The following is a 21,828-nucleotide window of genomic DNA, read 5'->3' on the forward strand; positions in this document are numbered from 1 at the left end:
CCGCCACGGCGGGGGCATTTCCTTTTGGCGTCCTTACCTGATCACCCGGTCCGGACGGGTGTAGACGTTCATCGACTCGCCGCGCAGGAACGCCACGAGGGTGAGCCCGGCCTGGCTGGCCAGGTCGACTGCCAACGACGACGGCGCGGACACGGCGGCCAGCAGCGGGATACCGGCCATGACGGCCTTCTGCGTGAGTTCGAACGACGCCCGCCCGCTGACCAGCAGCACGGTGCCCGTCAACGGAATGCGGTCGTTCTCGAGCGCCCACCCGATCACCTTGTCCACCGCGTTGTGCCGGCCGATGTCCTCGCGGGCGACGAACATCTCGCCGCCGGCGCTGAACAGCGCGGCACCGTGCAGTCCGCCGGTGCTGTTGAACACCTTCTGGGCTTGGCGCAGTACCTGTGGCATGGTCGAGAGCGCGTCGGAGGTGACGCTGGTCGGGTCGTCGCCGGGGGAGTAGTGGCTGACGGTTCGGACGGCATCGATCGACGCCTTGCCGCACACGCCGCATGACGAGGTGGTGTAGAAGTTGCGCGTCACGTCGACCGACGGCGGCGGGACATGCGGTGCCAACATCACGTCGAGCACGTTGTACGTGTTGGCCCCGTCTTCGGTGGCGCCACGGCAGTAGGCGACGCGGGCGATGTCATCGCGGCGTGCGATCACTCCCTCGGTGAGCAGAAACCCTTGGGCCAGTTCGACATCCGACCCCGGCGTCCGCATGGTGACGGTGAGGGGACTGCCATTGACCCGGATTTCCAGGGGTTCCTCGACCGCGAGGGTTTCCGGGCGCGAGACCGCGCCGCCCGCGGTGACGTGTTCGGCCCGGCGCCGTGCGGTTACTCGACCCATGGCTGGTCCGATCCCCCCTCGCTGCGCTCGACCCCTGGGACAAGCCTGATCACGACTGCCTTGGATACCGGGGTATTGGATTTCCGGGCGGTGTGGTCCAACGGAATCAACGGATTGGTCTCCGGGTAGTAGGCCGCGGCATTGCCCGCGGGCGTCGAATAGGGCACTACCAGAAAGTCTTTCGCGCGGCGCTCGTGGCCGTCGAATTCAGACACCAGGTCGACGCGGCTGCCGTCCCGCAGCCCGAGGGCCGCGATGTCGGCCGGGTTGACGAACACCACGCGCCGACCGCCTTTGACGCCGCGATAGCGGTCGTCCAAGCCGTAGATGGTGGTGTTGTACTGGTCGTGGCTGCGCAGCGTCTGCAGCACCAGCCGGCCTTCGGGCACCGGCACCCACTCCACGGGTTCGATCGAGAAGTTGGCTTTGCCTGTGTGCGTGGGGAATTCGCGGGAATCCCGGGGCGGGTGGGGCAACTGGAAGCCGTCGGGCCGGCGGACCCGCACGTTGTAGTCGGTGCACCCGGGGACCACGTCGGCGATGGCGTCTCGGATGCCGTCGTAGTCGGCGTTGAACGATTCCCATGGCACCGGGTGGTCGGCGCCCAGCAGGGCCCGGCCCAGCTGGCAGACGATGGCGACCTCGCTGCGGACCTGGTCGCTGGGTGGGGTCAGGCCACCGCGCGACAGGTGCACCATCGACATCGAATCCTCTACCGACACCACCTGTTTGCCGCCCACCTGGAAATCCTTGTCGGTGCGGCCGAGCGTCGGCAAGATCAGCGCCGTGCGCCCGTGGATCAGGTGGCTGCGGTTGAGCTTGGTCGAAATCTGCACCGTCAGAGCGCAATTACGCATCGCCGCGGCGGTGACGTCGGTGTCGGGAGTGGCCGAGACGAAGTTGCCGCCCATGCCGACGAAGACCGTGGCCTGTCCGTCGCGCATGGCCCGGATCGCGTCCACGGTGTCGAGGCCGTGCTTGCGCGGGGAGCTGATGCCGAAGCGGGTATCCAGCGCGGCCAGGAACTGCTCGGGCATCTTCTCCCAGATGCCCATGGTCCGGTCACCTTGCACGTTGGAGTGTCCGCGCACGGGACACACTCCCGCGCCGGGCTTTCCGATCATGCCGCGCATCAGCAAGAGGTTGGTGGCCTCGCCGATGGTGGCCACCGCATGCGTCTGCTGGGTCAGACCCATCGCCCAGCAGATGATGGTGCGCTCCGACCGGACCAGCGCGTCGGCGACCCGTTGCAATTGGTCACGTCCGATTCCGCTGGCCTCGGAGACGACGTCCAGTTCTACTGCGCGGGTGCGGGTTTCGTACTCGTCGAAGCCGGCACAGTGCTGGTCGATGAAGTCGCGATCCAGCACGGTCCCCGGTGCCAGGTCGTCGGCTTCCAGTAGCAACCGGCCCAACCCGGCGAACAGCGCCATGTCGCCGCCGATCCGGATCTGCACGAACTCATCGGCGATGGGTACCCCGTGACCGACGACACCGTGCACCTTCTGCGGATCCTTGAAGCGCATCAGCCCGGCCTCGGGCAGCGGGTTGATGGCGATGATGTTGGCGCCGTTCGCCTTTGCCTTCTCCAGCGTGGACAGCATGCGGGGGTGGTTGGTGCCCGGGTTCTGTCCGGCGATGACGATGCAGTCGGCATGGATGAGGTCCTCGACGGTGACCGACCCCTTACCGATGCCGATGGACTCGACCAGCGCGGTGCCCGACGATTCGTGGCACATGTTCGAGCAGTCCGGCAGATTGTTGGTGCCGTAGCTGCGCGCGAGCAGTTGGTAGAGGAACGCGGCCTCGTTGCTGGTGCGGCCGGAGGTGTAGAACAGCGCCTCGTCAGGGGAGCTGAGCGCCTTCAATTCGTCGGCGATCAGCGCGTAGGCGTCGTCCCAGTCGATCGGGCGGTAGTGGGTGTCGCCGGGCGCCAACACCATTGGGTGCGTGAGCCGGCCCTGCTGGGACAGCCAGTACTCGGGTTGCGCGGCCAGGTCGGCGACCGAATGCCGGGCGAAGAACTCCGGGGTGACACGGCGCAGCGTGGCTTCCTCGGCTACGGCCTTGGCGCCGTTCTCGCAGAACTCGGCGATCTTGCGGCCGCCGTGTTCCTCGGGCCAGGCGCAGCCCGGGCAGTCGAAGCCGTGGCGCTGATTGATCTTGCTCAGCGTCTCCGCGGTCCGGAGCGGCCCCATCTGTGTCATGGCGCGCTGCATGCTGACCAGCACGGCCTTGACCCCGGCGGCTTCGTGTTTCGCGCCGCTGACCTGAACGTCGTGTTCGTCGTACGTCGCGTCGACGTCGTGGCCGTCTCTGACGGTGGTCATGGCTCCAATGTAATCCTCACGAGCGGTGATCCTGGCTGTTAGCCGGGCGGTTGGTAATCGGCATTTCAAATGCACTGATAGGTGGCGCCTATCACCGGGCCGAACGGCGTTTGACGCGAGGTGCGGCAGGCGAAAGGCCGACGGCCTGGGTGACCTAAGCCTCTAGAGGAACGTGCCGGGTGGGAATAGAATACCCCCAGGGGTATATTGATATACCCGTAGGGGTATAGCACATGTGGTGCTATCCAACTGGGAGAAAGAAGATCAGCGATGATCCTGCAGCAGTACTATCTGGATTGTCTGTCGCACGCGTCCTACCTGATCGGCGACGAAACCACCGGCCGTGCAGTCGTTGTGGACCCGCAGCGCGACGTGGCCGGATATCTGGCCGATGCCACAGCACATGGGCTGACCATCGAGTTGGTCATCGAGACCCACTTCCACGCGGACTTCCTCTCCGGGCACCTCGAGCTCGCGAAGGCCGCCGGCGCCAAGATCGTCTACTCGTCTGTCGCCGAGACCGAATTCGAGTCGATGGGTGTCGCCGATGGTGAGCGGTACTCGCTGGGCGACGTGACGCTGGAATTCCGTCATACCCCCGGGCACACCCCCGAGTCGATGAGCGTGGTGGTCTACGAGCACGCCGATGACCCAGTGCCCTATGGCGTCATGACCGGGGACACGCTGTTCATCGGCGATGTCGGCCGCCCCGACCTGTTGGCCTCGATCGGTTATACGCGAGAGGAACTGGCGGACAAGCTCTATGACTCATTGCACGACAAGTTGATGACGCTGCCCGACGCCACCCGGGTGTATCCGGCACATGGTGCGGGCTCGGCATGCGGCAAGAATCTGTCGACCGACCTGTGGTCGACAATCGGTGACCAGAAGGCGACGAACTACGCGCTGCGCGCCACCGACAAGGCGACGTTCATGAACCTGGTCACGGAGGGGCAGCCGCCCGCGCCGAGCTACTTCGTCTACGACGCGATCCTGAACCGCAAGGACCGTGAACTGTTGGACGAGAACAAGATGCCGACGCCGCTGACCTACGACCAGGCCCGCATGGCGATCGACGCCGGAGCGGTCCTGGTGGACGGGCGTGGCCCTGAAGAATTCGCCCTGGGCCACCTGCATGGCGCGGTCAACATCGGCCTGCAAGGTCGCTACGCCGAGTTCGCCGGTTCGGTTCTACCTGCCGACGTCGACATCGTGCTGTTCACCGACCCCGGTCAGGAGCTCGAGGGTAAGACCCGGCTCGCCCGGATCGGATTCGACAGGGTGATCGGCTACGTGGCGGAGCCCTATCAGGCACTGGTTGATCACCGGCGCGATGTTCAGGTGGCATCGCGGTTGACTGCCAAGGCATTTGACCAAAGGGCAGCCGAACTGCCGAACCTGCAGATCGTCGATGTCCGTAACCCGGGCGAGGTCGAGGCCGGGGCCATCCCGAACGCCATCAGCATCCCGGTGGGGCAGCTGCCCGCCCGGCTGGGTGAGCTGGACCCCGCGAAGCCGACGGTCGTGTACTGCGCTGGTGGATACCGCTCGTCGGTTGCGGCAAGTCTGTTGCGGCAGAACGGATTCAAAGACGTGAGCGACATCCTGGGCGGGTACGGCGCCTGGGAGGAAGCCACCCAGAATGCGTGAAGGTAGTCGCAATCATCTGAAAAGCATTCCCCAGCAACGTGATTGACTCACCAAGAAAGGACATCGCAATGACCACCAAAACCCTGACGGCCGCCGATTTCGAGGCGACCATCACCGACAACCCCATCGTGCTCATCGATTTCTGGGCATCGTGGTGCGGTCCGTGCCGCGCCTTCGCTCCGGTCTTCGATCGATCGGCGCAGTCGCACCCCGATGTGGTGCACGCCAAGGTCGATACCGAAGCGCAGCAGCAACTTGCCGCAGCCCTCGAAATCCAAGCTATCCCAACGATCATGGCATTTCGTGACGGCGTCCTGGTCTACCGCCAGCCCGGCGCGATGCCGGCCGCGGCCCTCGAGGATCTCATCACCCGAGTAAAGGCACTGGACATGGAGGGCGTGCGCGCCCGGGTCGCAGGGCAGGCGAACTGACAGCTTGTCGAGCTTTGTCGGAACGGAGTGAAAATTCGTGAATATCGTTCTGGCGCTTGCCCTCGGTGGCGTGATCGGCGCCCTACTGGGGCTACTCGGCGGAGGCGGGTCCATCCTGGCTGTGCCGGCATTGGTCTACGTATTGGGGCTCGGCATCGAGCAGGCAATTCCGATGTCGCTGCTGATTGTGGGCACCGCCTCGGCGGTGGGCGTGCTGCCGAAGATTCGCGCCGGCCACGTCCAATGGCGGTTGGCGGCCGTCTTCTCGGCGGCCGGTATCCCGGCGACCTTCGTCGGCAGTGCGATCGGCAGGCATCTGCCGCAACCTGCGCTCCTCGTGGGTTTTGCGATGGTGATGGTGCTGGCCGGAATCCGGATGCTGCAGGACAACAACGGCACCGGCACCGCGTGCACAGTGGGTGATTCAGGAATCAACTGGCGCCGGTGCGCCCCGAGATCCATCCCCGCGGGATTCCTCGTCGGCCTTCTGACGGGCCTCTTCGGCGTCGGAGGTGGGTTTTTGATCATTCCCGCGCTCGTGCTGATGCTCGGCGTGGAGATGCCCATCGCGATCGGAACCTCGCTGCTCATCATCGTCGCGAATTCGGTGGCAGGTGTCTTCTCTCATCTGAGTGGCGCCAGTATCGACTGGACGATCGCCACGGTGTTCGTCGGCACCGCGATTGTCGGTTCGCTGCTCGCTGGCCATCTCGGCGCCAGGCTGGATACCCGGCGACTTCAGCATTGGTTCGCCTATCTCGTGTTCGCCGTGGCTGCATTCGTTGTCGTCGACACCGTCGTCGCGAGCTTGTGACCGCCCCGAACGTGATGTAGATGCCGGTTCAGGCCGGGCAATGCCACGAATCTTCACCAGACCGACATGTCGCCGCCCCGTCGCAGGACGTGCGCGGTTGTCCAGCTTCTGGACAATGGCCATATGGATACCGATACCGGTCGTAGTACGCCGGGTCGCCGCGCCTGGGCCGACCCGCTGTCGTTGGGGTTCCAGGCGCACCGGCAGCTGATGCTGCTCCGCCTGAGGTGGCACGGCCGCCGTCTGGACACCCGTCCAGACGGCCAACCGGACTGACGCCTAATCGCTTGTGCCGCCGGGCATTTCCGACGCGGCCGAGCGCTAGCGCGGACGGCTACCGATCGGTAACCGCTTTCTTAGGAATTCCGCCGAGCGGAACGTGATGAAAGCCACATTTTGACAGGTGTCAAGCGCCTGCAATCCATTTGACGTGCGTATTCATAAGGTCGTCACCCGGCCTTCAATGGCGCGTCCTGGCGAGTGCACCCTAAGAGAAGTGCAATAATCGGTACTAGCAGTGACATCAAAATCTTGGCGGCGCCGGGCTGGCGATCGAGGGCACCGTTCTGCGGCGTCTCCGACACAGTGCGACGGGCTGTCGAAACAGAGTGTGAAAGGCGGGCGTCGTGGGTCTTAACGACGGCGACAACGGCACTGGCGCCGGGAGCGGCGCAGCCTCGCGGCAGAAGCTCGAGAAGGTCGTCATCCGGTTCGCCGGTGACTCCGGTGACGGTATGCAGCTGACCGGTGACCGGTTCACTTCGGAAGCCGCGCTCTTCGGCAATGACCTTGCGACGCAGCCGAATTACCCCGCCGAGATCCGCGCACCACAGGGCACCCTGCCCGGTGTGTCGTCGTTCCAGATCCAGATCGCGGATTACGACATCCTCACCGCCGGTGACCGCCCCGACGTGCTGGTCGCCATGAATCCGGCCGCGCTCAAGGCCAACGTTGCCGACTTGCCGCGCGGCGGCATGATCATCGCCAACTCCGACGAGTTCACCAAGCGCAACCTGGCCAAGGTCGGTTGGGACGAGAACCCGCTCGAGAACGACGAACTGTCCGAGTTCGTCGTCATCCCGGTGGCCATGACCACGCTGACCCTGGCCGCGGTGGAGGCCATCGGCGCGACCAAGAAGGACGGTCAGCGCGCCAAGAACATGTTCGGGCTCGGCCTGCTGTCCTGGATGTACGGCCGCGAGCTGGAGCACAGCGAGGCGTTCATCCGCGAGAAGTTCGCCCGCAAGCCCGAGATCGCCGAGGCCAACGTGCTGGCGCTCAAGGCCGGCTGGAACTACGGCGAGACCACCGAGGCCTTCGGCACCACCTACGAGGTGGCCCCGGCCAAGCTCAAGTCCGGTGAATACCGTCAGATCTCCGGCAACACGGCCATGGCGTACGGCATCGTCGCCGCCGGTCAGCTGGGGGACATCCAGGTGGTGCTCGGCACCTACCCGATCACCCCGGCGTCGGACATCCTGCACGAGTTGTCCAAGTACAAGCACTTCAACGTCATGACCTTCCAAGCCGAGGACGAGATCGCCGGTATCGGTGCCGCCATCGGTGCTTCGTACGGCGGCGCGCTCGGCGTGACCAGCACCTCGGGTCCCGGCGTCTCCCTCAAGTCCGAGGCCATCGGCCTCGCTGTCATGACCGAGCTGCCGCTCATCGTCATCGACGTTCAGCGCGGTGGCCCGTCGACCGGTCTGCCGACCAAGACCGAGCAGGCCGACCTGCTGCAGGCGCTCTACGGCCGCAACGGTGAGTCGCCGGTCGCGGTGCTGGCCCCGTGCTCCCCGTCGGACTGCTTCGACATCGCGGTGGAGGCGGTGCGGATCGCCATCGGCTACCACACCCCGGTGATCATCCTGTCGGACGGCGCGATCGCCAACGGCTCCGAGCCGTGGCGCATCCCGGACATCGCCGGCTACCCGGCCATCGAGCACACGTTCGCCAAGCCGGGCGAGCCGTTCCAGCCGTACGCGCGTGACCCCGAGACCCTGGGCCGCCAGTTCGCCATCCCCGGTACGCCGGGACTCGAGCACCGCATCGGTGGTCTGGAAGCGGCCAACGGCTCCGGCAACATCTCCTACGAGCCCAAGAACCACGACCTCATGGTCCGGTTGCGCCAGCTCAAGATCGACGGCATCAAGGTGCCCGACCTCGAGGTCGACGACCCGAGCGGCGAGGCCGAACTGCTGATGCTCGGCTGGGGCAGCTCGTACGGCCCCATCGGCGAGGCGTGCCGGCGAGCTCGGCGGGGCGGCATCAAGGTGGCCCACGCCCAGCTGCGTCACCTCAACCCGTTCCCGGCGAACCTCGAAGAGGTCCTGCGCAAGTACGACAAGGTCGTCGTGCCCGAGATGAACCTCGGTCAGCTGGCTCTGCTGCTGCGCGGCAAGTTCCTGGTCGACGTGCAATCGGTGACCAAGGTCGAGGGCATGGCGTTCCTGGCCGACGAGGTCGAGGGCATCATCGGCGCGGCACTGGACGGATCGCTGCGCGAAAAGGAAACTGACAAGGCCAAGTTCGCACGGTTGGCGGCCGCCACCGTGGAGACCGGTGTGGGAGCAAACGCATGACGGATCTGATCGGTGCTGATCTGGGCCTGACCGAAGCCCTCAGCAAGAATGCCCTGGTTCCGACTACGGACCAGCCGCAGAAGGGCAAGGATTTCACCAGCGACCAGGAAGTGCGCTGGTGCCCGGGCTGTGGCGATTACGTCATCCTCAACACCATCCGCAACTTCCTGCCGGAGCTGGGCCTGCGCCGCGAGAACATCGCGTTCATCAGCGGTATCGGCTGCTCCAGCCGGTTCCCGTACTACCTGGAGACCTACGGCTTCCACTCGATCCACGGTCGTGCCCCGACCATCGCGACCGGCCTGGCGCTGGCGCGTCCGGACCTGTCGGTGTGGGTCGTCACCGGTGACGGTGACTCGCTGTCGATCGGTGGTAACCATCTGATCCACGCGCTGCGCCGCAACATCAACATCACGATCCTGCTGTTCAACAACCGGATCTACGGTCTGACCAAGGGCCAGTACTCGCCGACCTCCGAGGTCGGCAAGGTCACCAAGTCAACCCCGATGGGCTCGCTGGACCAGCCGTTCAACCCGGTGTCGCTGGCGCTGGGTGCCGAGGCCACGTTCGTCGGCCGGGCGCTGGACTCCGACCGCAAGGGCCTGACCGAGGTGCTGAAGGGCGCGGCCGCCCACCGTGGTGCCGCCATCGTCGAGATCCTGCAGGACTGCCCGATCTTCAACGACGGCTCGTTCGACCCGCTGCGCAAGGAAGGCGCCGAGGACCGGCTGATCAACCTGGTGCACGGCCAGCCGATCGTCTTCGGTGCCCAGGGCGAGTTCTGCGTCACCAAGTCCGGTTACGGGCTGGAGATCGGCAAGACCGCTGATGTGGACCCGTCGGACATCGTGGTGCACAACGCCAACCTCGACGACCCGGCCTACGCCTTCGCGCTGTCGCGCCTGTCGGAACAGAACCTGGAACACACCGTGATGGGTATCTTCCGTCAGGTGAACCGGCCGACCTACGACGACGAAGCGCGTCTGCAGCTGAAGACGGCGATGGATTCCAAGGCGCACGACACCGCCGCTCTGCAATCCTTGCTGCGTGGCAAGGACACCTGGACTGTCGACGAGTAGTAGCGACGCTTTGACCGAGGACGCCCCGCTGGCCGCAGTTGTATTGGCCGGCGGGGCGTCTCGTCGTATGGGGCGGGACAAGGCCACCGTTCGGTTCGACGGGCCGGCGGGGGAGATCACGTTCGTCGAACAGGTGGTGGCCACCCTACGAGCGCGGTGTGCGCAGGTGTTCGTGATCGCAGCCCGTGGCCAGGCGCTGCCGGATCTGGATGCCCAGGTGCTGCGGGACGCGACGCCCGGCGTCGGGCCGTTGTTGGCCACCGCACGCGGGTTGCGTGCCGCTGCCGACGCCGGATTTCCGAGCGCATTCGTGTCCGCCGTGGACATGCCCTACTTGACCGTTGATCTGATCGACGAACTTGCCGAGCACGCGGCGCGGGTCGACGCCGACGTGGTGCTGCCCTGGGATGGCCGGGACCACTATCTGGCAGGCATCTACCGCACCGCGCTGGCCACTCGGGCGGAGGAGTTGGTAGCCCGCGGACGACGCAGCATGCGGGCACTGGTCGACACCGCCGACACCCAGCGCGTGGTGATGGATCGGCAGCGGGCGCTGGTGAACGTCAACAGCCCCGATGATTTCGCCTGAGAGTCTCAGCAAATGCCCGTAACCGGGTTGCGCATTCTTGAATTTCTCTCTGTGTCGCGAATTGGAATTGATGTTATTTCGGCGATGTGCAAATAACGTGCAAATTAAGTGCCGCAAATCCGGCCAATTATCACCCCTATTCTTCGGTGAATTCTAAATCTGTTGCCAGGCAATGGATTTGGGAGACTTGGGCGAGTGGCGGCCGGTTAACGGGTCCTGAACGAGCCGCGGCGTGAATGTGAAAAGTCCTGATTGGCGGCCGTATTGACCGGTCCTGCCCAGTCAATGGCGGTTTGACGCACCCGTCGGTAGCGAACTGGGGTCTGAAAGGGTGAGGATTTCACCGGGCGACACGCCGGAGGTTTACTGCCGACGCCGCAGGATTATGCCGCTGACCTGCGACAACTGTGACCAATGTGAATTAAATTGTGTGTGCCAGGCCACAATTTCATGGTGACCTCTATCACGGAATGTTGCCGAACTGTGATTTGTTAGCGGGCCTTTATATGTCACATGACCTGCTTATGTTCCTCTCAGGTTGGGCCGTGATCTGCCTGTTATCTGGCTGGGATGGATTCGACATCGCAGGGTCAGTTCTTGCTACGGTCCTCGTACTGCTCCAAGAGAGCAAATAACTGAAAAACCATGAACCTGCGTGTGAGCGGGATCGCGGTGGGACCAGAGCAGATGGCCTGTTGCCCGTGGCGTCCGCCGGCATTGAGCCCGGACCGATCAAACCGCCCCCGCTGTCGTGTCTGACCGAGACGACACGACTCAGCCCCCCTAACGCCTGCCCGGCAGGCAGTAGTTCGCACCGCCTATGCGCGGGCGATGTTTGGCGCGCGCTCGGCGAGAGGAACGAAGTGAAGAACATCCGCACAACGCTTGGACTGGTTGCCGTTGCTGGGGCAGTTGCAGTTGCCCCCATGGTCATCGGTGCCGGTACCGCGAATGCGGACGGCGGCCGCAACTGGGACGCCGTTGCAGCCTGTGAGTCCGGTGGCAACTGGGCCATCAACACCGGCAACGGTTACTACGGCGGGTTGCAGTTCAACCTGGGCACCTGGCGTGCCAACGGTGGCACGGGCATGCCCCACACCGCCAGCAAGGACGAGCAGATTCGGGTTGCCGAGAACGTCGCGGCCCATCAGGGCATGGGCGCTTGGCCGGTCTGCGGTCGTCGGGGCTAATACCCCGCACGAGCGCTACAAACGCTCGCAAGAGACGACGGAGGGTGTCGGACCACACGGTCCGGCACCCTTTGTCGTTGTCTGGCATGCCTTGGGGGCCGACCGGTGCGATCCGTCACATGATGAAACGATGGGGCTATGGCGACGCACGACATCGCGAGCAGCCTCGGCGCCCTGCACCTCGAGATCGCCGGGACCGGTGACCCGATCCTCCTGATGCCCAGCCTGCTGACCGACCACACGCTGTACGCCGCGCAGGTCGCCCACTTGGCCGCCAGATACACCACGATCGCGATCGACCCGCCGGGGCAGGGTGGCAGCGAGCCGCTGCGCAGAGCCTTCTCGTTCGAGGAGGGTGCCCGGGCCTATGTCGACGTGCTGGACGGGCTGGGGCTGCCGTGGGCGCACCTGGTGGGCAATTCCTGGGGAGCGATGATCGGCGGCACCATCGCGGCGACGTTCCCGGACCGGGTGGGCTGCGCCGTCCTGCTCAACGGCACCGCGTCGGAGGGCCCCGCGTGGGATCGCCGACAGCTCGCCCTGGCGGCGCGGATGACCCGGCTGGCCGGACGCCCGCTCTTCGTCCGATCGACGGTCGTGCCGCGGTTCCTCGGGGCCACCACGCGCAGGCAGCGGCCCGACCTGGTCGACGGGCTGGTTGCGATGATCAGGCGCAACAACGCCCGGTCGGCAAGCTTCGCGGTGGAGAGCATCGTGGTCAGGCGTCCCGACCAGCACGCGCTGTTCGGAAGAATAAGTACCCCCACTCTCGTGGTCGCCGGCCGCGAAGACGCGAGCTTTCCGGTCACCGAAGTGCGCCGGATGGCCGACGCGATTCCAGGCTCGGAGCTGGTGGTCCTGGCTCAGATCGGCCACCTGGCCGCATATGAGGCACCGGACAGCGTCAACGCTCTCATCGACGACTTCCTCGACCGCCACCGCAGCCGATAATGGCGTGATGCGGCGAGCCGTCATGTGCTAACAACGGATCATGGCCCTGACTCCGTTCGACGACCTCGATACCTACCTCTCTCTGCCCCGGGTGTCGGGGCTCGCAGTCTCGTCCGACGGCCGCCGCGTCGTCACGATGATCAGCGAGTTGAACAACAAGGGCACCGAATATGTCACCGCGGCTTGGGAACTCGACCCCGACGGCCAGCATGCGGCGCGCCGGCTGACCTACGGAGCCAAGGGGGAATCCCAGCTGACCTTCACCGCGGCCGGAGATCTGCTGTTCGTCGCGGCGCGACCCACCGACTCCGACGAGGAGCCACCGGCGGCGCTGTGGCGATTGCCGGCGAACGGCGGTGAAGCACAACGGATTCTCGAGTTGGCCGGCGGCGTCAGTGGAGTGCGCGCGGCTCGTTCGGCTGACGTCGTGGTGGTGACGGCGCCGATGCTCCCGTCGGCCGGTACTCCCGAGGACGACAAGCGACTACGCACCCTCCGCAAGGACAACAAGGTGTCGGCGATCCTGCACACCGGCTACCCGGTGCGGCACTGGGACCATGACCTGGGGCCGGATCAAGCGCACCTGCTCCGCGTGGAATCCGGTGCGGTCCACGACATCACGCCGCAGCCGGGCATGGCGCTGAACGAGGCCACCATTGACATCAGCGCGGACGGGAGCTTCGCCGTCGCGTCCTGGGAGTTACCCGCTCCGGGGGCCGCGTTGCGCAGCGTTCTGGTCCGTATCGACATCGGCACAGGGGAGCGCACCGTGATCGCCGACGACCCGGTCGCCGATCTGGGCAGCCCGGCGATCTCGCCGGACGGCAGCACCGTCGCGTTCATCCGGGAGACGCACTCGACGCCGGATCAAGCACCGCGGATCACCTTGTGCACCCAGGACTTCGGTGGCGAGCGAGTGGAGCTCACCGCGCACTGGGACCGCTGGCCGGCGTCGGTGCGGTGGTCGCACGACGGATCCACACTGCTGGTGACCGCGGACGACGACGGCCGCGCACCGATCTTCCGCGTCCGGCCCGGCACGGGCGACGTGAGCCAGTTGACCCACGACGACTTCGCCTACAGCGACGTGCGGCCCGTCGCAGATGGTGCGCTGTACGCCCTCCGCAGCAGTTACCTGACCCCGCCCCATCCTGTCCGGGTCGACGCCGACGGATCCGTGACTGTGCTGCCCTGCGTCGAATTCCCGGAATTGCCAGGTCAATTGGTCGAGGTGACGGCAACCGCGGACGACGGCACGCCCGTCCGGTCCTGGCTCACGCTGCCGGCCGGCGACACTCCCGCGCCGCTGCTGCTGTGGGTGCACGGTGGACCGCTGGGCAGCTGGAACACCTGGCACTGGCGGTGGAATCCCTGGGTGCTCACCGCGCTCGGTTACGCGGTGCTGATGCCCGATCCGGCGCTGTCCACCGGATACGGTCAAGACTTCATCCAGCGTGGCTGGGGTGCTTGGGGTTTCGCACCGTTCACCGACCTGATGGCGGCTGTCGACGCCGCCTGCGAGCGCCCGCGCGTCGACGCCGGCCGGATCGCGGCGATGGGCGGCTCGTTCGGTGGCTACATGGCCAACTGGATCGCCGGGCACACCGACCGGTTCGCCGCCATCGTCACCCATGCCAGCCTGTGGGCGCTCGATCAATTCGGGCCGACGACCGACGGCGCCTACTGGTGGGCCCGCGAGATGACACCGGAGATGGCCGAACACAATTCGCCGCACCGCCACGTCGAGCGCATCACGACTCCGATGCTGGTGATCCACGGCGACAAGGACTACCGAGTCCCGATCGGTGAAGGCCTGCGGTTGTGGAACGACCTGCTGACCCGGTCAGGACTGCCCGCCGACGACACCGGCGGCACGGCGCACCGCTACCTCTACTACCCGTCCGAAGGGCACTGGATCGCCGCGCCGCAGCACGCCAAGATCTGGTACCAGGTGGTGACGGCGTTCCTGTCCGAGCACGTGCTGAAGGAACACATCGACCTGCCCGAAATGCTCGGATAGGTTGGCAACCATGACCGCACCGCAGCGCGAATTCGACATCGTCCTCTATGGCGCCACCGGCTTCGTCGGGAAACTGACCGCCCAGTATCTGGCCCAGCACGCCGGGGCGGCGCGGATCGCGCTGGCGGGCCGCACGATGGACAAGCTCGCCGTGGTCCGGGACTCGCTGGGCGCGGTGGGCAAGAACTGGGGACTGATCCAGGCCGACGCTTCATCGCAGCAGAGCCTCGATGCGATGGCGGCGCGAACCCAGGTGGTCGTCACGACCGTCGGGCCGTACCTCAAGTACGGCCTGCCGCTGGTGGCGGCGTGCGCCGCGGCCGGCACCGACTACGCCGACCTCACCGGCGAGAGCCTGTTCATCCGGGAGAGCATCGACCTGTACCACAAGCAGGCCGCCGACACGGGGGCCCGCATCGTGCACTCCTGCGGATTCGATTCCATCCCTTCGGATCTCACCGTCTACGCGCTGTACAAGGCCGCCCAGGCAGACGGCGCCGGCGAGCTCACCGACACCGACTATGTGCTGCGCGGATTCTCCGGCGGAGTGTCGGGCGGCACCGTCGCGTCGATGCTCGAGCTGTTCACCATGACGTCCGACGACGCGGACCTGCGTCGGACGATGATGGACCCGTACACACTGACCACCGATCGCGGCGCCGAGCCCGATCTCGGCCATCAATCCGACACCCCGTGGCGCCGCGGCCGGGACATCGCGCCGGAACTCGCCGGGACCTGGACCGGTGCTTTCGTCATGGCTGTCGCGAACACGCGCATCGTGCGGCGCACCAACGCGCTGTTGGACTGGGATTACGGCCGCCGGTTCCGGTACTCGGAGAACATGAGCCTGGGGTCGTCGCCGATCGCTCCCGTGGCCTCGGCGCTGGGCACCGCGGCCAACGCGGCGGTCATGGGCCTCGGCAGCCGCTTTTTCAACAAGCTGCCCCGCGGCCTGGTCGACCGTGTGGTCCCGAAGCCCGGCACCGGACCCAGTGAACAGGCCCGGGACAACGGCTACTACCGCGTCGAGACCTACACCCGCACCACCAGCGGTGCCCGGTACCGCTCCGTCATGGCGCAGCAGGGCGACCCGGGCTACAAGGCCACCGCGGTGCTGCTGGGGGAGAGCGGGCTGGCGCTGGCCCTCGACCGCGACCGGCTGTCGGACTTGCGCGGCGTCCTCACCCCGGCCGCGGCGATGGGCGACGCGCTCCTGACCCGGCTGCCGGCCGCCGGCGTCACCTTCGAAACCGAAGCACTGGGACGCTGATTCGCGCACCGGGCGTCGAAGTCCTGTGTGGCCGGCCGGAGCGGGCTAGTGTCGGCAGCGACGCACATCACACATCTCGGTGACGAAGGGGGACTTTGCCATGGCCGGTCTTGACGATCTGCTCAATCAGATTCCGACGCAACAGATTGCGAGTCAGCTGGGTGCTGATGAAGGCGAGGTGAACAGCGCCGTCCAACAGCTCGTGCCGCTGCTGGTGGGCAGCCTGCAGCACAACGCGCAGGACCCCGATCACGCCGCAACCATCGAGAGCGACGCGACCAGCCAGGCTGCCAGCGGCCTGCTCGACGGCGGTGTCAGCGTCGACCAGGTCGACCAGGACGGCGGCGCCGAGGCCATCTCGCGAATCTTCGGCGGCAACAGCACCGATCAGGTGGCGTCGGCGCTGGCCGGCGGCGGAGCGGGCAACAGCGGACTGATCCAGAAGCTGCTGCCGATCCTGGCTCCGATCGTGCTCGCCTACATCGGCAAGCAACTCGCGGGCGGCGGAGGCCAAGCCCAGCCGCAGGCTCAGCCGCAAGCGCAGGGTGGTGGCGGGCTCGGTGACGTGCTGGGCAACATCCTCGGCGGCGCCCTCAGTGGCGGCGGCTCGGGCGGCGGCAACAACAACCCGCTGGGTGACATCCTCGGCAACGTGCTGGGCGGGGCGTTGGGCGGCGGTTCCGGCAAGGCCGGGAACAACCCGCTCGGCGAAATCCTCGGCGGATTGTTGGGTGGCCGCAAGTAGGGCGCGGCCTTCCCGAAGGACAGACATAAAAGTGCCCAGAAAGTCCACTTTCTGGGCACTTTTACGTCTGCTCACCGGGCTTACCTAGAATTGGCCGGTGACTGCCAGCGATACACCTGATCCCGCGACCGTGACTGCGGCCGATGACCTGCCCAAATCGTGGGATCCGAGCGCGGTAGAAGCTGACATGTACCAGGGCTGGGTCGACGCCGGGTATTTCACCGCCGACCCGACCAGCGACAAGCCGCCGTACTCGATCGTGCTGCCGCCGCCCAACGTCACGGGCAGCCTGCACATGGGTCACGCTCTCGACCACACCCTGATGGATGCGTTGACCCGGCGTAAGCGGATGCAGGGCTTCGAGGTGCTGTGGCTGCCGGGCATGGATCACGCCGGCATCGCGACGCAGACCCTGGTCGAGAAGCAGCTCGCCGCGGGCGGCCAAACCAAGGAAGACTTCGGCCGCGAGGGTTTCGTGGAGAAGGTCTGGGAGTGGAAGCGCGAGTCCGGCGGCACCATCGGCGGCCAGATGCGCCGCCTCGGCGACGGCGTCGACTGGAGCCGGGACCGCTTCACCATGGACGAGGGCCTGTCGCGCGCCGTCCGCACCATCTTCAAGCGGCTGTTCGACGCCGGACTGATCTACCGGGCCGAGCGGCTGGTGAACTGGTCGCCGGTCCTGGAGACCGCGATCTCAGACCTCGAGGTCAAGTACGACGACGTCGAGGGCGAGCTGGTCTCGTTCCGGTACGGCTCGATGAATGACGCGGAGCCCCACATCGTGGTGGCCACCACGCGACTCGAGACGATGCTCGGTGACACCGCCATCGCCGTGCATCCCGACGACGAGCGCTACCGCGCGCTGGTCGGCAGCACGCTGCCGCACCCCTTCCTGGATCGCGACATCATCATCGTGGCCGACGAGCACGTCGACCCCGAATTCGGCACCGGCGCAGTCAAAGTCACGCCCGCACACGATCCGAACGACTTCGAGATCGGCCTGCGGCACAACCTGGCGATGCCGACCATCATGGACACCAAGGGCGCCATCGCCGGCACCGGAACCGAGTTCGACGGCATCGACCGTTTCGAGGCCCGGGTCAAGGTGCGCGAGAAGCTGGCCGCCGAGGGCCGGATCGTCGCCGAGAAGCGGCCGTACCTGCACAGCGTCGGGCACTCCGAGCGCAGCGGCGAGGCCATCGAGCCGCGGCTGTCCATGCAGTGGTGGGTCAAGGTGGAATCGCTGGCCAAGGCCGCCGGTGACGCAGTCCGTAACGGCGACACCGTGATTCACCCGACCAGCCTGGAACCGCGCTGGTTCGCGTGGGTCGACGACATGCACGACTGGTGCATCTCCCGTCAGCTGTGGTGGGGACACCGCATCCCGATCTGGCACGGACCGGACGGCGAAACCGTCTGCGTCGGCCCCGACGAGGAGCCGCCGGCGGGCTGGGAGCAGGACCCCGACGTGCTGGACACGTGGTTCTCCTCGGCGCTGTGGCCGTTCTCCACCATGGGCTGGCCCGAGAAGACGCCGGAACTCGAAAAGTTCTATCCGACAACGGTTCTGGTCACCGGCTACGACATCCTGTTCTTCTGGGTGGCCCGCATGATGATGTTCGGCACCTTCGCGGCCGACGACCCCATCCTGGGCGGTGCCAAGGTGCCGTTCGAGAACGTCTTCCTGCACGGGCTGATCCGGGATCAGTTCGGGCAGAAGATGAGCAAGTCCAAGGGCAACGGCATCGACCCGCTGGACTGGGTCGAGATGTTCGGCGCCGACGCGCTGCGCTTCACCCTGGCCCGCGGGGCCAGCCCCGGCGGCGACCTGTCCATCGGTGAGGACCACGCCCGCGCGTCCCGCAACTTCGCGACCAAGCTGTTCAACGCAACGCGTTTCGCGATGATGAACGGCGCCGCGCCGGCCGCGCTGCCGGACGCTGCCGAGCTCACCGATGCCGACCGCTGGATTCTGGGCCGGCTCGAAGAGGTCCGCGTCGAGGTCGACAACACGCTGGAGCGCTACGAGTTCAGCCGAGCCTGCGAGGCGCTGTACCACTTCGCCTGGGACGAGTTCTGTGACTGGTACCTGGAGCTCGCGAAAGCGCAACTGTTCGAAGGTGGTTCGCGTGCCGAGCACACCAAGGCCGTGCTGGCGGCGGTGCTCGACGTGCTGCTCAAGCTGCTGCACCCCGTGATGCCGTTCGTCACCGAGGCGCTGTGGAAGTCGCTGACCGGTGGCGAGTCGGTGGTCATCGCGCAGTGGCCGCAGGCGTCGGGCGTCGAGCTCGATGAGGTTTCCGCCGGCCGCATCACCGACATGCAGAAGCTGATCACGGAGGTGCGCCGGTTCCGCAGTGACCAGGGTCTCAACGACCGGCAGAAGGTGCCGGCCCGCCTGGTGGGTATCGGCGAGGCCGACCTGGATGCCCAGGTGGCCGCGGTGACGTCCCTGGCCTGGCTGACCGAGCCGGCTGACGACTTCAACCCCTCCGCGGCGGTGGAGGTCCGGCTGTCCAAGGGCACCGTCGTGGTCGAGGTCGACACCTCGGGCACGGTCGACGTCGCCGCCGAGCGCCGCCGGCTGGAGAAGGACCTGGCCGCCGCGCAGAAGGAACTCGCCCAGACCGCAGGCAAATTGGGTAACGAGGCGTTCCTCGCGAAGGCCCCGGAGGATGTGGTGGCCAAGATCAAGGCGCGGCAGCAGCTGGCCACCGAAGAGGTCGACCGGATCAATGCCCGCCTGGCCGGGCTGCCGTCCGCATGATCGCGCCCACGCCTGACGAGATCGCCGAGCTGCTGCAGGTCGAGTACCTGCTCGACCAGCGGTGGCCGGAAACGAAGATCGAACCGAGCACCGTGCGTATCGAGGCGCTGCTGGAGATGCTCGGCTCGCCGCAGCGCGGCTACCCGAGCATCCACGTGGCCGGCACCAACGGCAAGACGTCGGTCACCCGGATGATCGATGCCCTGCTGACGGCGTTTTCGAGGCGTACCGGCCGGACCACCAGCCCGCACCTGCAGGCTGCCACCGAGCGCATCGCGATCGACGGAAAACCCATCAGCCCAGCGCAATACGTCGCCACCTACACCGAGATCGAGCCGTTCGTCGAGATCGTCGACCGCCAGTCGGAAGCCGGCGAGCTGGGTGAGCCGGGCCCCAAGATGAGCAAGTTCGAGGTGCTCACCGCCATGGCGTTCGCCGCGTTCGCCGACGCCCCGGTGGACGTCGCGGTCGTCGAAACCGGGCTGGGCGGACGGTGGGATGCCACCAATGTCGTCGCCGCCCCGGTCGCCGTCATCACCCCGATCGGCTTGGACCACACCGATTTTCTCGGCGACACCATCGCCGCCATCGCGGGGGAGAAGGCGGGCATCATCGCCCGCCAGGAGCCCGACCTGGTGCCCACCGGCACCGACCCCAGCACTGTCGCGGTGATCGCCCGCCAGCCTGCCGAGGCCATGGAAGTGCTGATGGCGCAGGCGGTTACGGCGGATGCCGCGGTGGCACGCGAGGACTCCGAGTTCACCGTCCGTGGCCGTCAGGTCGCCGTCGGCGGGCAGGTGCTGGAACTACAGGGCCTCGGTGGCGTCTACACCGACATCTTCCTGCCGCTGCACGGCGAGCATCAGGCGCACAACGCCGTCCTGGCGCTGGCTGCGGTGGAGGCGTTCTTCGGCGCCGGAGCCGACCGTCAGCTCGACATCGACACCGTCAGGGCCGGTTTCGCCTCGGTGACCAATCCTGGTCGCCTGGAGCGGATGCGCAGTGCCCCAACGGTATTCATCGACGCCGCGCACAACCCGGCCGGTGCCGCCGCCCTCGCCGACGCGCTGGACACGGAGTTCGAGTTCCGGTTCCTGGTCGGCGTCATCTCGGTCATGGCAGACAAGGACGTCGACGGCATCTTGACCGCCCTCGAGCCGGCGTTCGACCTGCTGGTGGTGACGCACAACGGCTCGCCGCGGGCCATGGATGTCGAATCCTTGGCCGCGCTGGCAGAAGAGCGCTTCGGTCCCGAGCGGGTCGTCACCGCGGCGACACTGCCCGACGCCATCGAGGCAGCGACGGCGTTGGTGGAGGAGTCGGGCAACGACGGCTCGTCCGACGGCTTCTCCGGCGCGGGCATGGTGATCACCGGTTCGGTCGTGACGGCCGGTGCGGCTCGCACCCTGTTCGGAAAGGACCCGGCATGACAGCAGCGGGCAGCGGAGCGGATCGCGCATCGAGTCAGCCTGATCCCTGGAAGAGCTTCCGCGGCGTGATGGCCGGCACCCTGATCCTGGAAGTCATCGTGGTGCTGCTGGCGCTGCCGGTCGTGTCGGTGTTCCACGGCGGTCTGACGCCGGTCAGCAGCGGCTACCTCATCGGCATGGCGATCGTGCTGGGCCTGCTGTCGGGGATGCAGGGCCGGTCGTGGGCGCTGCCGGTCAACATCGGGATCCAGTTCGTGCTGATCCTCGGCGCGTTCATCGACGTCACCATCGGCATCGTCGGCATCATCTTCCTGCTGGTCTGGTTGTTGATCCTGTATCTGCGATCCGAGGTCAAGCGCCGCCAGGACAGGGGACTGCTGCCCGGCCAGCAGTGAGCCCGCCCGAATCGCAAGATTCAGTTACTGGCCGGTACGCTGTCCGCCGTGACTGAGCAGACCCTTGTATTGATCAAGCCCGACGGCGTGCAGCGCAACCTGATCGGCGAAATCATCAGCCGGATCGAGCGCAAGGGCCTGACCTTCGCTGCTCTTGAGCTGAAGACCGTCAGCGTGGAGCTGGCGACCAAGCACTACGCCGAGCACGAGGGCAAGCCCTTCTTCGGCGACCTGCTGGAATTCATCACCTCCGGCCCGGTTGTGGCTGCCATCGTCGAGGGCCCGCGGGCCGTCGCAGCATTCCGCCAGATCGCCGGCGGCACCGACCCGGTGGAGAAGGCCGCGACCGGCACCATCCGTGGTGACCTGGCCCTGGTCACCCAGGACAACCTGGTGCACGGCTCGGATTCCCCGGAGTCCGCGGCCCGCGAAATCGCTCTGTGGTTCCCCGGTAACTGACACTGTGGGCCGCCGGTAGCTGAGCTACCGGCGGCACCTCGTCGGAGATTGGCCGACGATGTGGGATACTGGCATCGGGTGACCTGCTTCATACCAGGAGCGGACGCCCGGATGAAGACTTAGACGACGCGACCACCCGGAGAAATCCAGGTGCGGCGCCGACCGTCCAGCCATCATTCAGCCAGGCACCGAGGGCTCCCCTGTGGGCCGCTAGGTGCGAGACCACAACAATCTCGGGAGAAGTTCCCCGAGCCAATACAAGAAGCCC

The 21,828-nt window shown here is 66.4% G+C and carries 18 protein-coding genes; 16 read left to right on the top strand and 2 right to left on the bottom strand.

From position 1 onward, the window contains the following. Positions 1-33 precede the first annotated feature (33 nt). Complete coding sequence (fdhD, locus tag TL10_RS23910; protein WP_043987642.1) at positions 34-858, bottom strand: formate dehydrogenase accessory sulfurtransferase FdhD; 825 nt, start codon at positions 856-858, stop codon at positions 34-36. Beyond that, positions 846-3,188 carry an FdhF/YdeP family oxidoreductase gene (locus TL10_RS23915; protein ID WP_043987643.1) on the bottom strand — a complete coding sequence of 781 codons (2,343 nt, stop codon included), beginning with the start codon at positions 3,186-3,188 and terminating at the stop codon, positions 846-848. Before TL10_RS23915 ends, fdhD begins: the two co-directional genes overlap by 13 nt. A gap of 270 nt (positions 3,189-3,458) precedes the next feature. Between TL10_RS23915 and TL10_RS23920 the strand changes: the two genes are divergently transcribed. The 16 genes from TL10_RS23920 to ndk all read left to right on the top strand — a co-directional run bounded on the left by TL10_RS23920 (position 3,459) and on the right by ndk (position 21,560). Next, positions 3,459-4,838 carry an MBL fold metallo-hydrolase gene (locus TL10_RS23920; RefSeq protein ID WP_043987644.1) on the top strand — a complete coding sequence of 460 codons (1,380 nt, stop codon included), beginning with the start codon at positions 3,459-3,461 and terminating at the stop codon, positions 4,836-4,838. Positions 4,839-4,906: 68 nt separating this feature from the next. Next, positions 4,907-5,269, top strand: a complete 363-nt coding sequence (gene trxA / locus TL10_RS23925; protein WP_043394289.1) for a thioredoxin — start codon at positions 4,907-4,909, stop codon at positions 5,267-5,269. Positions 5,270-5,306: 37 nt separating this feature from the next. Beyond that, entirely contained in the window at positions 5,307-6,083 is a 777-nt protein-coding gene (locus TL10_RS23930) for a sulfite exporter TauE/SafE family protein (protein WP_043394287.1), read from the top strand. A 123-nt stretch (positions 6,084-6,206) separates the two neighbouring features. Further along, the gene (locus TL10_RS31330) at positions 6,207-6,359 is read left to right on the top strand and encodes a hypothetical protein (RefSeq protein WP_155910649.1); all 153 of its coding nucleotides are present in this window, start codon (positions 6,207-6,209) and stop codon (positions 6,357-6,359) included. A 350-nt stretch (positions 6,360-6,709) separates the two neighbouring features. Continuing rightward, the gene (locus TL10_RS23935) at positions 6,710-8,665 is read left to right on the top strand and encodes a 2-oxoacid:acceptor oxidoreductase subunit alpha (protein ID WP_043987645.1); all 1,956 of its coding nucleotides are present in this window, start codon (positions 6,710-6,712) and stop codon (positions 8,663-8,665) included. After that, positions 8,662-9,744: a 2-oxoacid:ferredoxin oxidoreductase subunit beta gene (locus TL10_RS23940; RefSeq protein WP_043394284.1), complete on the top strand. Its 1,083-nt coding sequence runs from the start codon at positions 8,662-8,664 to the stop codon at positions 9,742-9,744. The genes TL10_RS23935 and TL10_RS23940 overlap by 4 nt, the downstream gene beginning before the upstream one ends. A 10-nt stretch (positions 9,745-9,754) precedes the next feature. Continuing rightward, a complete protein-coding gene (mobA, locus tag TL10_RS23945; RefSeq protein ID WP_082068062.1) occupies positions 9,755-10,333 on the top strand; it encodes a molybdenum cofactor guanylyltransferase in 579 nt (192 codons plus the stop codon). Positions 10,334-11,196: 863 nt separating this feature from the next. After that, the gene (locus TL10_RS23950) at positions 11,197-11,523 is read left to right on the top strand and encodes a transglycosylase family protein (protein WP_043394281.1); all 327 of its coding nucleotides are present in this window, start codon (positions 11,197-11,199) and stop codon (positions 11,521-11,523) included. 138 nt (positions 11,524-11,661) lie between these two features. Further along, positions 11,662-12,474: an alpha/beta fold hydrolase gene (locus tag TL10_RS23955; protein ID WP_043987647.1), complete on the top strand. Its 813-nt coding sequence runs from the start codon at positions 11,662-11,664 to the stop codon at positions 12,472-12,474. Between the two features lie 40 nt (positions 12,475-12,514). After that, complete coding sequence (locus tag TL10_RS23960) at positions 12,515-14,494, top strand: S9 family peptidase (protein ID WP_043987648.1); 1,980 nt, start codon at positions 12,515-12,517, stop codon at positions 14,492-14,494. Positions 14,495-14,504: 10 nt separating this feature from the next. Beyond that, positions 14,505-15,764: a saccharopine dehydrogenase family protein gene (locus TL10_RS23965; RefSeq protein WP_043987649.1), complete on the top strand. Its 1,260-nt coding sequence runs from the start codon at positions 14,505-14,507 to the stop codon at positions 15,762-15,764. 100 nt (positions 15,765-15,864) lie between these two features. Beyond that, positions 15,865-16,509 (top strand): DUF937 domain-containing protein, encoded by a 645-nt coding sequence (locus TL10_RS23970; RefSeq protein ID WP_043987650.1) that lies wholly within the window; start codon positions 15,865-15,867, stop codon positions 16,507-16,509. A gap of 97 nt (positions 16,510-16,606) precedes the next feature. Next, positions 16,607-19,276 (top strand): valine--tRNA ligase, encoded by a 2,670-nt coding sequence (locus tag TL10_RS23975; RefSeq protein WP_082068063.1) that lies wholly within the window; start codon positions 16,607-16,609, stop codon positions 19,274-19,276. Further along, positions 19,273-20,706: a bifunctional tetrahydrofolate synthase/dihydrofolate synthase gene (gene folC, locus TL10_RS23980; RefSeq protein ID WP_043394267.1), complete on the top strand. Its 1,434-nt coding sequence runs from the start codon at positions 19,273-19,275 to the stop codon at positions 20,704-20,706. Before TL10_RS23975 ends, folC begins: the two co-directional genes overlap by 4 nt. Then, a complete protein-coding gene (locus TL10_RS23985; RefSeq protein WP_043394265.1) occupies positions 20,703-21,101 on the top strand; it encodes a DUF4233 domain-containing protein in 399 nt (132 codons plus the stop codon). The genes folC and TL10_RS23985 overlap by 4 nt, the downstream gene beginning before the upstream one ends. Before the next feature lie 48 nt (positions 21,102-21,149). Beyond that, the gene (gene ndk / locus TL10_RS23990; protein ID WP_043394263.1) at positions 21,150-21,560 is read left to right on the top strand and encodes a nucleoside-diphosphate kinase; all 411 of its coding nucleotides are present in this window, start codon (positions 21,150-21,152) and stop codon (positions 21,558-21,560) included. The last annotated feature ends 268 nt before the right edge of the window (positions 21,561-21,828 follow it).

The organism is Mycolicibacterium llatzerense (genome assembly GCF_000878195.1).
Taxonomy (GTDB): Bacteria; Actinomycetota; Actinomycetes; order Mycobacteriales; family Mycobacteriaceae; genus Mycobacterium; species Mycobacterium llatzerense.

Excerpts from the sequence above, each read along its gene's own strand:
- TL10_RS23965 (WP_043987649.1), top strand. The coding sequence starts at position 14,505 with ATGACCGCACCGCAGCGCGAATTCGACATCGTCCTCTATGGCGCCACC.
- TL10_RS23955 (WP_043987647.1), top strand. The coding sequence starts at position 11,662 with ATGGCGACGCACGACATCGCGAGCAGCCTCGGCGCCCTGCACCTCGAG.
- TL10_RS23940 (WP_043394284.1), top strand. The coding sequence starts at position 8,662 with ATGACGGATCTGATCGGTGCTGATCTGGGCCTGACCGAAGCCCTCAGC.
- TL10_RS31330 (WP_155910649.1), top strand. The coding sequence starts at position 6,207 with ATGGATACCGATACCGGTCGTAGTACGCCGGGTCGCCGCGCCTGGGCC.
- folC (WP_043394267.1), top strand. The coding sequence starts at position 19,273 with ATGATCGCGCCCACGCCTGACGAGATCGCCGAGCTGCTGCAGGTCGAG.
- TL10_RS23985 (WP_043394265.1), top strand. The coding sequence starts at position 20,703 with ATGACAGCAGCGGGCAGCGGAGCGGATCGCGCATCGAGTCAGCCTGAT.
- TL10_RS23920 (WP_043987644.1), top strand. The coding sequence starts at position 3,459 with ATGATCCTGCAGCAGTACTATCTGGATTGTCTGTCGCACGCGTCCTAC.
- TL10_RS23970 (WP_043987650.1), top strand. The coding sequence starts at position 15,865 with ATGGCCGGTCTTGACGATCTGCTCAATCAGATTCCGACGCAACAGATT.
- fdhD (WP_043987642.1), bottom strand. The coding sequence starts at position 858 with ATGGGTCGAGTAACCGCACGGCGCCGGGCCGAACACGTCACCGCGGGC.
- TL10_RS23915 (WP_043987643.1), bottom strand. The coding sequence starts at position 3,188 with ATGACCACCGTCAGAGACGGCCACGACGTCGACGCGACGTACGACGAA.
- TL10_RS23960 (WP_043987648.1), top strand. The coding sequence starts at position 12,515 with ATGGCCCTGACTCCGTTCGACGACCTCGATACCTACCTCTCTCTGCCC.
- trxA (WP_043394289.1), top strand. The coding sequence starts at position 4,907 with ATGACCACCAAAACCCTGACGGCCGCCGATTTCGAGGCGACCATCACC.